The 12,809-nt window shown below is 49.9% G+C and carries 12 protein-coding genes; 7 read left to right on the plus strand and 5 right to left on the minus strand.

Features of this window, described 5'->3' with window-relative positions:
• Nucleotides 1-113: 113 nt before the first annotated feature.
• The 3 genes from OLMES_RS27030 to OLMES_RS27040 form a co-directional block, all read right to left on the minus strand.
• On the minus strand, nt 114-1,430 hold the full coding sequence (locus OLMES_RS27030; protein WP_198343150.1) for a hypothetical protein: 1,317 nt from the start codon (nt 1,428-1,430) through the stop codon (nt 114-116).
• Between the two features lie 75 nt (nt 1,431-1,505).
• Nucleotides 1,506-2,165: a hypothetical protein gene (locus OLMES_RS27035; protein WP_087464123.1), complete on the minus strand. Its 660-nt coding sequence runs from the start codon at nt 2,163-2,165 to the stop codon at nt 1,506-1,508.
• 256 nt (nt 2,166-2,421) lie between these two features.
• Complete coding sequence (locus OLMES_RS27040; protein WP_087464124.1) at nt 2,422-2,682, minus strand: DUF1127 domain-containing protein; 261 nt, start codon at nt 2,680-2,682, stop codon at nt 2,422-2,424.
• A gap of 178 nt (nt 2,683-2,860) precedes the next feature.
• On the opposite strand from OLMES_RS27040, the gene OLMES_RS27045 reads away from it, so the two are divergent.
• Nucleotides 2,861-4,285, plus strand: a complete 1,425-nt coding sequence (locus OLMES_RS27045) for an aminotransferase-like domain-containing protein (protein ID WP_087464125.1) — start codon at nt 2,861-2,863, stop codon at nt 4,283-4,285.
• Nucleotides 4,286-4,306: 21 nt separating this feature from the next.
• On the opposite strand, the gene OLMES_RS27050 is transcribed toward OLMES_RS27045, so the two are convergent.
• Nucleotides 4,307-5,101 (minus strand): substrate-binding periplasmic protein, encoded by a 795-nt coding sequence (locus OLMES_RS27050; RefSeq protein WP_157678649.1) that lies wholly within the window; start codon nt 5,099-5,101, stop codon nt 4,307-4,309.
• 70 nt (nt 5,102-5,171) lie between these two features.
• On the opposite strand from OLMES_RS27050, the gene OLMES_RS27055 reads away from it, so the two are divergent.
• From OLMES_RS27055 to OLMES_RS27075, 5 genes are all read left to right on the plus strand, one after another.
• Nucleotides 5,172-5,621, plus strand: a complete 450-nt coding sequence (locus OLMES_RS27055) for a hypothetical protein (protein ID WP_087464127.1) — start codon at nt 5,172-5,174, stop codon at nt 5,619-5,621.
• A 40-nt stretch (nt 5,622-5,661) separates the two neighbouring features.
• On the plus strand, nt 5,662-6,312 hold the full coding sequence (locus OLMES_RS27060; protein WP_087464128.1) for a DUF2796 domain-containing protein: 651 nt from the start codon (nt 5,662-5,664) through the stop codon (nt 6,310-6,312).
• 109 nt (nt 6,313-6,421) lie between these two features.
• Nucleotides 6,422-7,138, plus strand: coding sequence for an ABC transporter ATP-binding protein (locus tag OLMES_RS27065; protein ID WP_087464129.1), 717 nt, complete (start codon nt 6,422-6,424; stop codon nt 7,136-7,138).
• Complete coding sequence (locus OLMES_RS27070) at nt 7,138-8,361, plus strand: ABC transporter permease (RefSeq protein WP_087464130.1); 1,224 nt, start codon at nt 7,138-7,140, stop codon at nt 8,359-8,361. The genes OLMES_RS27065 and OLMES_RS27070 overlap by 1 nt, the downstream gene beginning before the upstream one ends.
• Before the next feature lie 9 nt (nt 8,362-8,370).
• Complete coding sequence (locus OLMES_RS27075) at nt 8,371-8,907, plus strand: DUF3299 domain-containing protein (protein WP_198343151.1); 537 nt, start codon at nt 8,371-8,373, stop codon at nt 8,905-8,907.
• A gap of 32 nt (nt 8,908-8,939) precedes the next feature.
• Here the strand turns inward: OLMES_RS27075 and uxuA are convergent, their stop codons facing one another.
• Nucleotides 8,940-10,127 carry a mannonate dehydratase gene (uxuA, locus tag OLMES_RS27080; RefSeq protein ID WP_087464131.1) on the minus strand — a complete coding sequence of 396 codons (1,188 nt, stop codon included), beginning with the start codon at nt 10,125-10,127 and terminating at the stop codon, nt 8,940-8,942.
• Between the two features lie 125 nt (nt 10,128-10,252).
• On the opposite strand from uxuA, the gene OLMES_RS27085 reads away from it, so the two are divergent.
• Nucleotides 10,253-12,733, plus strand: coding sequence for a glycoside hydrolase family 31 protein (locus tag OLMES_RS27085; protein ID WP_087464703.1), 2,481 nt, complete (start codon nt 10,253-10,255; stop codon nt 12,731-12,733).
• Nucleotides 12,734-12,809: the final 76 nt, after the last annotated feature.

Raw genomic sequence — 12,809 nt, forward strand, 5'->3', positions numbered from 1 at the left:
CCGAAGCTGGTTTTTTATATGCAAATTTGCTCGCGACCGATAAAAATTATTACGCCGCGGTTTAATTCGCTCGATCTTTTCGTTGTTCAACAAATTAGTTATTCAACAAAAGCTCAGGAGTCTGACTTCTTGAAAGAATATCCATGGTAGCCATCCGGAATAGAAGCATCCAACGCTTCAGGGTTCTGGCCAACAGTGGCCTCACCATCGGCAAGATTATCCAAATCATTGTTCTCCCAGTGAACCCCGTTTTCACCTGAGATAATAGCAATCTCGATATAGGCCGTATTGTCGTCATTTGGCACCACAGTGATCATCGAGCCATCAGGATTCTCGATTGTCACATTGCCTTCCATGGTAATATTGCCGACGGCACCTGGGGTGAATTCATACACCTCACTGTCATCATGCAAATTTCGCTGATAGGCTGTTGCCGTTTTCTCATCGATTTCCCACTCATAATTTCCATTGGAAAATACCAGCTTGCCATTATCTTGATAACCACCTTCCAAAGCGACCGGCTCACCCATCTCGGGTGGATCGATGTCTCCAGAAACAGTATCACCCGGATCTGGACTGGCAACAGGATCTGGGTTAGCAACAGGATCAAAATCACCCGGGTCAGAGCCAACGGGAACACTCCCCCCCGGATTCTGCGCGCCGACGTTGCCCGGGTTCTCCCCCGGATCAGCTCCCAGATCATCATTGCCACCTGGTGCAGGGCCAGCAGGTATTGTTTGCACAGCAGGCATCAACTTTTCAATAATTTCGTCCGCTTCTTCTAACGTGATCTCGCCATCACGAGATGCTGAAAGCAACAATTGCATAATTTCAGTTCTTTCATCAGCATTCAGCATGGACAGGTCAACACCAGCAAATATTGACTGGAGCAAATCCTTTGCCTCTCCGCCAGATGTCGAACCAAAAACAACTTCGACCGCATCATTGAACACCGTGTTATTCATGGTGCTGCCAACCGCATCGGATATGATCTCAGAAAGCATGGTAAAGAAAGAAGGCATGTCTGGGTCAATTACAGGCATGCCGGGATCTACGGGTGTACCTGGATCTAGAGGTGTACCTGGATCTGCGGGCGTGCCAGGCCCCGGAGAGACAACAGAATCAGGTATTTCACCCGGAGCAGACACATCATCATCTGGAACAGGCTCAGCTGCCTGCATTTCAGCAAATGATTTGATGGTTTCCGTGATACCGGTAAATTCGCTCTGAGATATATGATCATCCCGCATCATGACGTTGATTGTGTCCATGATGATCACACGCTCCTGGTTATCAAGTTGAACCATATCAACCTGATCCATAAGCCCCGTCAATGCCGCTGTATTCTCGGCAGTATTGGCAGACAGGCTGTCGGCAAAGTCATTCTTGAACCGCGTATCCAATGTCTGCTGGTATGAATTTGTATCCACGTTCATACTCATCGATTTCCCTCTCTTTGTTGAACTTTGTACAAGTAAGGCTGGTTAAACTGATCACGACATCGATTAATTCGAGCGTCCCAGGGTAGACAGCGCCTGACCAATGTTTTTCAACGCAGTCTGGATACCCGTTGCCATATAGTTCAATCGAGTTGACTCTGCTGCCAGTTCGGTTTGCAATGACATAATCTGGCTCGATGTAGCCTGATCATTTTGCCCCTTACCATGTTCTTTCTGTTTGTCCGCGAGCTTTTCAGAAAGCCCTTCAACAATACTTGCCTGCTCTTGCAAACTGGACCCCATAGCACGCGCCAGCGCGATGAAAAAGTCCGCCGCTTCTTTCTTCTCGGAAGTTGGCGCGTCATCGCCGCCACCTTCAGTTAAATCTTTGAATAATGTGGTCAACAAGTCTTCCAGCTGGGTTTTCAACTCCTGGACATCCGCATTCAAACTGCCCCAGTCTGCCGCCTCCATTTCATTCGCCAGGCTATGCATGATTTCCTCAATGGTTCGGGGCTCACCTTCGATTTCCATCTTTTCAGTCATACCGGCAATCAAGGCAGATTTAATGCCAGCATCCAATGATAAATTCCCCACAACATCACTGAAAATACTGGATACCATTTCGTTGTAAACTTCAGCAGCCGCATCTATATTCGTACCCAATTGGTCAATCGTTTCAATCAGCGAGGCCGCGTTGAGGCTGTCCTGAATCATAGTGCTCATGTTTCAATCTCCATTTTATGTAATTCAATCCCTGAACGTTCCACCGCGGAATCAGTGACTGGACAAAACCAGGAAGTAATCCCCCCGGCCCGGCGTTACCCTAATCTATGTCACCTCAGAGTGAACCGGATTGTCGCAAAAAATAGAGCACTTGCCATCTAGGGCAAACCCTATATAGGGTTTGCCCTAGATCATAGCGTTAGAATTCAGATCAGCAGTAGCATCAGCAAAATGGTAAGCATGGTAAGGCGCGCGATTACAACCGGTTTTGCTTTCTCGCCGCGTCCGAAACATCCCAGAAAGAACGTTCTGCTTCCTGCAATGCATCTACCCGGCTGATGCCGATATCTTTTAATTGCGCATCACTCAATTGAGCGAGTTCCCGTCTCTGGCGGGCAATTTCCCGATGAATTCGAATTTGACGAACTGCACGCAGAATCAGCTTGCTCCAGAATCCGGCGCTTAAAAGATTACGAGTCTGGCCGGTTGATTGCTGTTTTAAACTCTGTGTATTCATGTTGCAGTTCTCCTGAATGAAGTCATCTCTCAATGGTGACTATGTTACCGTGCTCTCTTGAACCGTAACAGATTCAGACATAGACTAGTTTTACCATAACAGATGAAGTTAATTGCGCTCTGTTATGGCCATTTTCCGAGAATCTGTTCTGTTATGCATAAAATCGAGGGTAACTGTTATGAAAGATCTGCCACTATATGAGCAAATTGCCGATCAAATGCATGAACAGATTCGAAACGGGGTATACCGCTCTGGAGATAAATTACCCTCTGTGCGGAGCCATGGGAAAACCTTAAATGTGAGTATATCGACCATGCTCACCGCCTATGGTCTGCTGGAAGATCGAGGGCTGGTTGAGGTCAAACCCAAGTCTGGCTATTTTGTCAAAGCACACCGGACTCAAACTTTACCGGAACCCAAATTTGTTACAGAAACGGTAAGCCCGACTCAGGTTACATCACTGCAACGGGTGATGGAGGTACTCAAAGCATCTGCAGACCCGGGCAATATCAGCTTTGGTGCTGCGGTCCCCGCCGCCGATTTCCCCGCACTCACTCACCTCAAATCCCTGTTTGCCCAGAAAGCCCGACAGGGAACCTTCATGGGGGTGGGCTATGATTCTGTACACGGCAATCAGCCATTACGACGGGAGGTTGCCAAAAAAGCAGTGGAGGGAGGGGTTTATATCGCGCCGGAAGAAGTGGTGTTAACCTCTGGATGCCAGGGCGGCATCGCCCTGTGTTTGCGGACACTGACCCAACCGGGCGATATTATTGCGATCGAATCCCCTTGTTACTACGGGATGCTGCAACTCGTTGAAGCACTGCAACTTAAAGCCATTGAAATTCCCTCGGATGCCAGTACCGGGATGAGCGTGGAAGCCCTTAAACTCGCACTCGAACAATGGCCGATTAAAGCAATTGTATGTATTCCCAACTATAACAATCCAGTTGGCGCTTTGATGCCGGATGACCATAAGCAAGCTCTGCTGGAGCTGGCCAATTATTATGATCTTCCGGTCATCGAAGATGATATCTATGGCGATCTGGGCTACCAGTCACGACGACCCAGAACCGTTAAATCCTATGATACACAAGGACGGGTTTTACTTTGTTCTTCCGTCTCCAAAACCCTTGACCCACAGTTGGGGATTGGCTGGATACTGCCAGGACGCTATCTACAACAACTCCAGTATGAACGCTTCATCAATAGTGTGTTCAGCTTACGCCTGCAGCAACAGGCGGTAGCAGAAATGCTGGCACACGGCGGCTATGACCGACACCTGCGCACCGCCAGTGAAGCATACAAGCAACGACGGGATCATCTACTTGATTTGGTCGCCCGGCACTTTCCAAAAGGAACTCGGATTTCAACGCCACTGGGGGGATTTGTAACCTGGATTCAGCTACCGCTTCATATCGATGCAACACGGTTATATTTGAGCGCACTGGCCAAAGGCATCGTTATTGCTCCGGGTGAGCTGTTTTCAACCAACCCAAGCAAGTTCAGACATTCATTTCGCGTCAGCTATGCAGAACCCTGGACGCCAGAGCGGGAAAAAGCAATCGCCACACTGGCTCACCTCGTAGCACAAGAGCAGTGACACATCAGATTACCAACCGGGCTAGCCACCAATATCCATAATGCCGTAGTGCTTTTTAAGGGCTTCGATCTGCTCCGCATGCTCTCGAAGAAAGCTGTTGAATTTCAGCAGAAGATCATTGTATTTGAACGTGGACATGCGATGTTCAGCAAGATCATAAGGCAACGAGGGATCAAAAGTGAGGCTTCCTGGCCAATCTGCCTGATGTTTCAGGGCAAACATTGCCGGGTTAATCGTTACATAGGCGGCATCAATACGTCCAAAGGAAACCATTTGCAACAGGCTCAGCATTTCCTTAACTTCAACGAGTTCGATTTGACCTGTTTCAATCTGGTCACTGTAGGCTGGCAAAGTGTAACCACTCATCGTGCCCAGTTGTTTTAATTTTTCGATGCCTTGGTATTTGCGCTCCGGCTTGACCATCACGCCATCAACCACTTTCACTAACGGGTCACTGTAGTGAATCGCTTTTTTGTCTTTCAAATCGGGTATCCAGTCAGGATTATCCGGATACAACAAGTCCAGCTCACCGTTCAGATACGCATCGTGCAAACGCTTGATGGGTAGCGGAACAAACTCGAACTCAAACTCCGAATGCTGCGCAAACAAACTGAAAATGTCTTTAACAAACCCGGAAAACACGCCCGCTTCTGTCGTGTAAAAGGGTTGATAATCTACATTCTCAACCCCGATTGTATAGCGTTGTTTTGCATGCGTTGCAGCGCAAAGGAGCAAGCATAGCAGACTGATCTGAATACCCCGCGCCACAAGTTCTGACAAGCGCATTCTCAGCCCATTTACACTTAACCATTCCATAGTCATGTTCCAAACCACCCGATCCAAACTGTTACACCCTGGGGCACACCCAAAATATTGCGGAAGTTAAATGCACAATAACCGGCACGTACTTCGCCTGAGGATTCTTCACAGACTAGTCTATAAAATCGATTATGACTATTATTTCATCATATCTGCATCAAACTCAGTTGCCACAGGGCTGCAGGCTCTTGTAGTATTGCCCGTCTATTCGAATGCACACGATGAACAGCAGATAATGATCGGTAACCTCACCAACCTACAGCGTTACGCACTGGTAGCTCTCCTGCTGCTTTGCGTCGGCCTGCTTCAACAGCACAGCCTGGACGCCGGACAGGATGAAGATCACGGCGCTGAGTGTTCAGTCTGTGTTTCAGGAAATCATACCGCAGCACTGCCCAGCCCGTTTGCCGTTCCCAATATCATACCGGCACCGGTGCAGTGGCGGTCTTTCTCCGCTGAAGCGTTACTGCGCTCCAGCACTCGCCATTTTGACTCCCGCGCGCCACCTGTCGCTTGAATTCTGGCCTTTTCACCAAAATTCAATTTAAGGAGTTATTATGTCCCGTTTCAAAACAGTACCAGCCGGGTTGCTGGCCGGTTCGCTATGCCTGTTTTCCAGTGCCTACAGTCTTGGCAATGAAACAACACACCGCCAACATGGTGCCCATGTCCATGGCACCGCAACACTGAATATCGCTCAGGAAGGACAACGTCTGGATCTTATTTTTGAATCCCCAGCGGCAAACTTACTGGGCTTTGAGCATGCACCGGAAAACAAGCAGCAAAAGGAAGCACTCGCAGAGGCCGTAACGCAGCTCAAGCAGGGTGCCACCCTGTTTACGCCCAACCCCGAAGCAGAGTGCACACTCAAATCAGCAGATCTCGACAGTAGCTTGATCCATCATAACGAACACGCAGAAGAACATGACGATCACGACGAGGAACATGATGAGCACGTAGCTGGCGGGCATCACGAAGAGCATGGACATCACGAAGAGCATGGACATGACGAAGCGCACGAATCACATTCTGAAATGCTTGCCACCTATCAGTTTCACTGCGCTTCTCCCGAGAAATTGAAAACCATTTCTGTAAATCTGTTCAAATCTTTCAGTGGCACAGAAAAAATCACCGGGCAATTGATCACTGCACAACAACAGCGAGCACTTGAACTGGATGCACACGGGCCCATCATCACGTTTAAGTGAATAGCGTTCGTACCCTGCCCCTGATGTTGTCACTGATCGCATCAGGGTTAGGAAACAGATTGTCAGTGTTAATAAACAATGTGACAGCATAGGACCCCGTGAACAGACTATGATCATTGAATTAGAAAACGTTCATTTTCACTGGCCCAAAGCGCCGGAGAACACGATCCAGATTGACCATTTTGCCATGCAGGAAGGCGAATCTGTATTCCTCAAGGGCCCGAGCGGTTCCGGAAAATCAACGCTGCTGAGCCTGATAACCGGGGTCAATTCGCCTCAAAAAGGACAAATCAAACTACTCAATCGCAATATTGCCGCATTAAGCGCCAGTAAGCGCGATCAGTTTCGTGCCGATCATATTGGCTATATCTTTCAAATGTTCAATCTGCTGCCTTACTTGAACGTGTTGGAAAATGTATCTCTGGCCTGCCAATTTTCCAGTCGACGCCGAGCCAAAGCGCTGGCGAACTCCAAAAGCCTTCCGGAGGAAGCCCGTCGTTTGCTGGCCCATTTGAAAATACCTGACTCACTACACGGACGCCCAGTCACTGAACTCAGTACCGGACAACAACAACGGGTCGCCGTAGCACGGGCTTTGATCGGACAACCGGAACTCATTATCGCTGACGAGCCAACCTCTGCACTGGATGCCGACAGCCGTTCAGCGTTTATCGATTTACTCTTTGCTGAATGCCAACAAGAACAGGGCACATTGCTATTTGTCAGCCATGATCAAGGGCTCAGCACCCATTTTGACCGACATGTGGAACTTTCCGAAATCAATCAGGTGGCAAAGCCCGCTCACTCAGAGGGAGGTTTTCACTGATGTCCATACTGATGCTCGCGGGAAAAAGTCTGGGAAACCGAAAAGCCACAGTAATACTCACAGTGTCTGCTATCGCGGTGAGCGTGGCTCTGCTCCTTGCAGTTGAACGAACCCGAACCCAGGCAAAAGCCCATTTTGCCAATACCATCTCCGGGACCGATATGATTGTGGGTGCCCGGACAGGACCGGTACAACTCTTGTTGTATTCCGTTTTCCATATCGGCAATGCGACGAACAATATTTCCTGGGAAAGCTATCAGGAAATTGCCACTCATCGGGCTGTTAAATGGTCTGTCCCCTTATCATTGGGGGATTCTCACAAAGGATTCCGGGTACTGGGTACCGAGACTTCGTTTTTTGACTACTACCATTATGGCCAAAACCAAGCACTGCAATACCGGGATGGCCACCCCTTCAATGCTGTTTTTGATGCCGTAATCGGGGCAGAAGTCGCCGCAAAATTAGGCTATGAAATCGGTGATAAAATCATTTTGGCCCACGGAGCCGCCAGTACCTCTTTTGCTCAACACAGCGATTATCCCTTTACAATTACCGGTATTTTAAAACCGACGTCAACACCGGTGGACCGAACCGTTCTGGTCAGTTTGGCAGGAATTGAGGCAATCCATCAAAGCAACGCGGCCAAGCAGGCAGGTGAACCCCTTGATCCTGAAGTCATTACGGCGGCTTTAGTCGGCTTGAAATCCAAGATCCAACTGTTTCAGCTACAACGCTTTATCAATGAGTATTCTGAGGAGCCCTTACTGGGCATTGCACCGGGCGTCACACTCTACGAACTTTGGAATTTAATGGGCGTCGCGGAACAAGCGCTCATTACGATAACCTGGTTTGTGGTTGCAACGGGCTTGATCGGTATGCTGGCAATGATTATTGCGAGCCTCAACGAGCGACGGCGGGAGATGGCCATACTCAGAGCCATCGGAGCGCGTCCCATACATATCTTTTTGTTGCTCGTGTGCGAATCCGGCTTGCTGGCCTTGCTCGGCGCCGTGTTAGGTGTAATTTTGTTGTACCTGTCTCTGTTTTTAGCACAACCCTATTTGCTGGACCAGTTCGGATTGATGATTCACATCAGCCCGTTAACCCTTCATGAATGGCAGTTGCTTGCTGCTGTAATTACTGCCGGTCTGCTGGTCGGGATTATTCCGTCTATCAGGGCGTTCCGTATGTCATTGGCAGATGGCATGACGATTCGAATATAGGAGGCTTGTATGCCGCAATATGCAAAATTTACTCATATTATTACTGCAATGGGCGCACTCAAAACAAGCCTGATTGCAGGCCTGTTTTTCATCTCGATTATGCCGCTCTCCGTCTGGTCAGCGGAGGCCAAGACCATCTCCTGGGAAGATTTGATTCCTGAAAATGCCCCACAACTCGCCGCGCCCCCCAGCATCACCCATGATAGCCCTGTGACAGTTCCGCCAGCTCAATCAGAGCAGATCGATGTCCGCCCGGAACTAAATGGCAAAGCGATCAAACTTCCCGGTTTTATTGTTCCTTTGGAGGGCGATGAAAATCGGGTGACGGAATTCTTGCTGGTCCCCTATTTTGGGGCCTGCATCCATGTTCCACCGCCGCCGGCCAATCAAATCGTACACGTAAAATATCCGAAAGGTGTTCCCGGTGAACTACTCTACAGCCCGGTTTGGATCGAAGGCCCGCTGTCGACCAGCACGGTTGCCACCGAGCTGGCAACATCGGGGTACAGCATGGCTGCTGTCGAGGTCACCGAATATACGGAATAGCGCTTATCAGATAGAACTCGAATAGCCCGGGCTCAATTAGCACTGAAAAAACTTCGTTTCAGTGCTAATTCCAAGCCACGAATTTCAGCCAACCCTTTTAAGCGGCCAATTGCCGAATAACCAGGGTTGGTTTTCTTGTGCAAATCATCGAGAATCTGGTGCCCATGGTCGGGACGCATGGCAATAAGGTCTTCCCGTCCGGCTAACTCACGGCGATGCTCCTCTCGCAGAATTTCCATTACGATGCCAACCATATCGACATCACCGGTCAGGTGAGCCGCTTCGTGGAAACTCAAAGGATTAGGTTCACGCTGGGTGGAGCGCAAATGGGTAAAATAGATGCGATCGGCAAAGCGTTTGACCATGAATAACAAATCGTTATCCGAGCGAACCCCATAAGACCCGGTGCAGAATGTCAGCCCGTTATTTAACTGTGGCACAGCCTGTGTCAACCATTCTATATCTTCCAGTGTTGAGACGATTCTGGGCAAGCCAAATAACGGGCGCGGTGGATCATCAGGGTGAATGGCTAACCGGATTCCTTTGGCTTCGCAAATTGGCATCAGTGCCTTCAGAAAATGCAATAGATGATCTCGCAGACGCTTCTTGTCAATATCTGCATATCGGGCCAGCTGGTGTCGAAAATCCTCCAGGGTGTAGTGCTCTTCTGCCCCGGGCAATCCAGCGATAATGGTTTGAGTTAATCGATCCCGCTGTTCCTGGTTAGAGTGCTGTAAGTATTGACGGGCTCGAAGTTGCTCTTCTTCCGGGTATTCATCCGCCGCACCTGGCCGTTGCAAGATAAACAAATCAAAAGCCGCAAATGCATCCTGATCAAAGCGCAGGGCTTTTGAACCATCAGGTAACTCATAATCGAGATCGGTTCGGGTCCAGTCCAGTACCGGCATAAAGTTGTAGCACACCGTATGAATGCCACAACGAGACAAATTAATCAGAGTTTGCTGGTAATTTGCAATCCAGCGCTCAACTTGTCCGCTGCGGGTTTTAATCTCCTCGTGTACAGGAACACTTTCAACCACATTCCAGCGCAGTCCCTTTGCTTCAATCTGCGCTTTACGGGCCTGTATTTCGGCTTCCGGCCACACCTCACCATTGGCAATATGATGCAGTGCGGTCACCACCGCAGTGGCTCCAGCCTGTCGAATATCGTTCAATGAGACCGGATCTTCCGGACCATACCAGCGCCAGCTCTGCTCCATAATAAATCGTTCCTCAAGCGAATGTTTAACCGCCGGATATCCGGTCGTTTGTCATCTATCTTTCACGTCACAGATGTAGCTTTGATGACAATGCCACACTGATACAATTTTTGGATGCACAGCCTTTGAGAACGCTGAAGAACTGGACCACAGTAGAACAACAACCCCACCAGGTTACCCTAGTCTGCGAGGACGGCAGCCGTTTTCATATTTTTGTGCTGGAGGAAACCCTGTTTCGGGTGCTTCTGGAACCGGAATCCGGTTTGCAGCTTCCGAAAACCTGGAGCATCGCCCCGGTCTCGGACGATTCACCCTGCCCGGTCGCCGATACCCCGTTGCAGGGACGACCACGTAACGGATCGGCAGCGCTTGCGGGATTCAGCCTGCCTGAATTCACAGTGCAAGACTCAGGAGAACAACTGATCATCAGTACCTCCAGACTTCGCGTCACGATCAGTCGCCCCCTGCAATTGCAATGGGCCAGCTGTAACGAAGCCAACCCCGTTGAATGGCACATCATCGCGGAAGATCGCCCCACTGGTGCCTATGCGCGCAGTTCCCGCACCGGTGGAATCGCCCATTTTATGCGCTGCCAACAGCACGCTGTGGATCACCAATCCCATAAAATTCCGGGTAGAGAGTATTATTTTGGCCTGGGAGAAAAGGCAGGTGAGACCAATCGTTACGGTCGTCGATTCGAGATGCGTAATCTCGATGCAATGGGCTACGATGCAGAACGAACCGATCCACTGTACAAGCATATCCCGTTTTATATTACCCATCTTCGCCGCAATGCCTTAACCGCAAGTTATGGCTTGTTTTACGACAATCTGTCTACGTGCTGGTTCGACCTGGGCAACGAAATCGATAATTACCACGCCCCCTACCGCAGCTACCGGGCGGAAGCGGGTGACCTGGACTACTACTTTATACTGGGGCCCAGTGTCGCGAACGTGACCGAGCAATTCAACCGGCTCACCGGCGGCACCCATATTCCGCCCAAATGGAGCCTGGGATACAGCGCGTCCAGCATGTACTACACCGATGCGGAAAATACCCAAGCCCTGCTGGGTGAGTTTTTAGCACAATGCGACCGGCACCAGATCCCCTGCGATTCATTCCAGCTGTCATCAGGCTATACATCTATCGGGAACAAGCGCTATGTATTCCACTGGAATCAGCAAAAAGTACCGGATATCCAGAGCCTCTGCCGGCAATTTGAAGCACAGGGCATTAAACTCATTGCCAATATCAAGCCCTGTCTGCTTCAGGATCATCCTGAGTACAGGTCACTGCAACAGGACCGGCTGTTCATTGAAACCAGCGAGGGTGTCCCGGAGCGCTCCGTCTTCTGGGACGATGAAGGCTCTCATCTCGATTTTACCCATCCACCATCACTGAACTGGTGGCAAAACAAGGTCAAATCGAGCTTGCTGGAAAATGGAATTGCAGCGACCTGGAATGACAATAACGAATTTGAAATCTGGGATGATCGCGCTTACTGTCGCGGTTTTGGTGAAACCATAGACATTCGCTTGATGCGCCCTGTACTCGCACTGTTGATGATGCGGGCATCCTTTTCGGCACAGCGCGAGTTCAGCAATGGGGAACGACCGTTTCTCATCTCTCGCTCGGGTTGTGCCGGGATGGGGCGTTACGTACAGACCTGGACCGGAGATAACAAGACCTGCTGGAATAGTCTGAAATACAATATCAAAATGGGCATCGGTCTCAGCCTGAGCGGCGTGTACAATTTCGGCCATGATATCGGCGGTTTTGCCGGGCCCCGGCCCGATCCGGAATTGTTTGTGCGCTGGGTTCAGAATGGAGCACTGCACCCACGCTGCACCATTCACTCCTGGAATAGTGATGGCAGTGTAAATGAACCCTGGATGTATCCAGAAGTACTCTCTGAAGTCCGTGAGGCGCTGCACCTGCGCTATCACTTATTACCGTTGCTGGGCCATCTGTTGTGGCAAGCACATCGCGACGCCCGCCCGATTATCACCCCCACGTTCTATCACTTTGAATCGGATCCACTGACATTGACCGAAAATGATGATTTTATGGTCGGTGACGCACTCCTCGTCGCCTCTGTCGTCACCGCCAACAGCACGGAGAGACAAGTCTATCTCCCTGCAAATCAGAATACATGGGATACAACAGGTGGCTGGTATGATTTTTATGATCACAGCTGGTATAAAGGTGAACAGGACATTACCCTGCCTGCGCCGTTAAATCGTTTGCCACTCCTGGCAAGAGCGGGTTCGATTATCCCGACCCGCAATACTGCGGGCGTTCGAAATACTCTGCATGACGGCCACAGACGCTGGCAAATTTTTCCCTTCAAGCTAGCCGGTAAACGCGACTGTCTGCTCTATGATGAAGACAAAAACGCCGAGTGCAAACAGTTCAAGATCAATCTCGAGTGCAGTCCGGAGCATATAAAGCTGGATATTGCGACCCATCAAACCGGTGCTACCGAGTACGAGTATCTGGAACTGGTGCTACCAAAAGGCGAGCAGCGCCCCTTAATCGTAAATGGGCAACCTACCGGTCCGATGGCGCGCATCAGGGTAGAGGCACTTGTAAAACGCACAACCTGAGCGCAGGGGTTAACGCCATTTCACCGACTGTCATAGATTGGTCATCTTCGGCACCAATAATGATCAGATCAGGATG

This window comes from Oleiphilus messinensis (assembly GCF_002162375.1).
GTDB classification, from domain to species: domain Bacteria; phylum Pseudomonadota; class Gammaproteobacteria; order Pseudomonadales; family Oleiphilaceae; genus Oleiphilus; species Oleiphilus messinensis.

What these genes read in the sequence shown, in the direction of transcription:
- OLMES_RS27060 (WP_087464128.1), top strand. Translation starts at nt 5,662, where the DNA reads ATGTCCCGTTTCAAAACAGTACCAGCCGGGTTGCTGGCCGGTTCGCTA.
- OLMES_RS27075 (WP_198343151.1), top strand. Translation starts at nt 8,371, where the DNA reads ATGCCGCAATATGCAAAATTTACTCATATTATTACTGCAATGGGCGCA.
- OLMES_RS27040 (WP_087464124.1), bottom strand. Translation starts at nt 2,682, where the DNA reads ATGAATACACAGAGTTTAAAACAGCAATCAACCGGCCAGACTCGTAAT.
- OLMES_RS27045 (WP_087464125.1), top strand. Translation starts at nt 2,861, where the DNA reads ATGAAAGATCTGCCACTATATGAGCAAATTGCCGATCAAATGCATGAA.
- OLMES_RS27070 (WP_087464130.1), top strand. Translation starts at nt 7,138, where the DNA reads ATGTCCATACTGATGCTCGCGGGAAAAAGTCTGGGAAACCGAAAAGCC.
- OLMES_RS27065 (WP_087464129.1), top strand. Translation starts at nt 6,422, where the DNA reads ATGATCATTGAATTAGAAAACGTTCATTTTCACTGGCCCAAAGCGCCG.
- OLMES_RS27050 (WP_157678649.1), bottom strand. Translation starts at nt 5,101, where the DNA reads ATGGAATGGTTAAGTGTAAATGGGCTGAGAATGCGCTTGTCAGAACTT.
- OLMES_RS27035 (WP_087464123.1), bottom strand. Translation starts at nt 2,165, where the DNA reads ATGAGCACTATGATTCAGGACAGCCTCAACGCGGCCTCGCTGATTGAA.
- OLMES_RS27055 (WP_087464127.1), top strand. Translation starts at nt 5,172, where the DNA reads ATGCACAATAACCGGCACGTACTTCGCCTGAGGATTCTTCACAGACTA.
- uxuA (WP_087464131.1), bottom strand. Translation starts at nt 10,127, where the DNA reads ATGGAGCAGAGCTGGCGCTGGTATGGTCCGGAAGATCCGGTCTCATTG.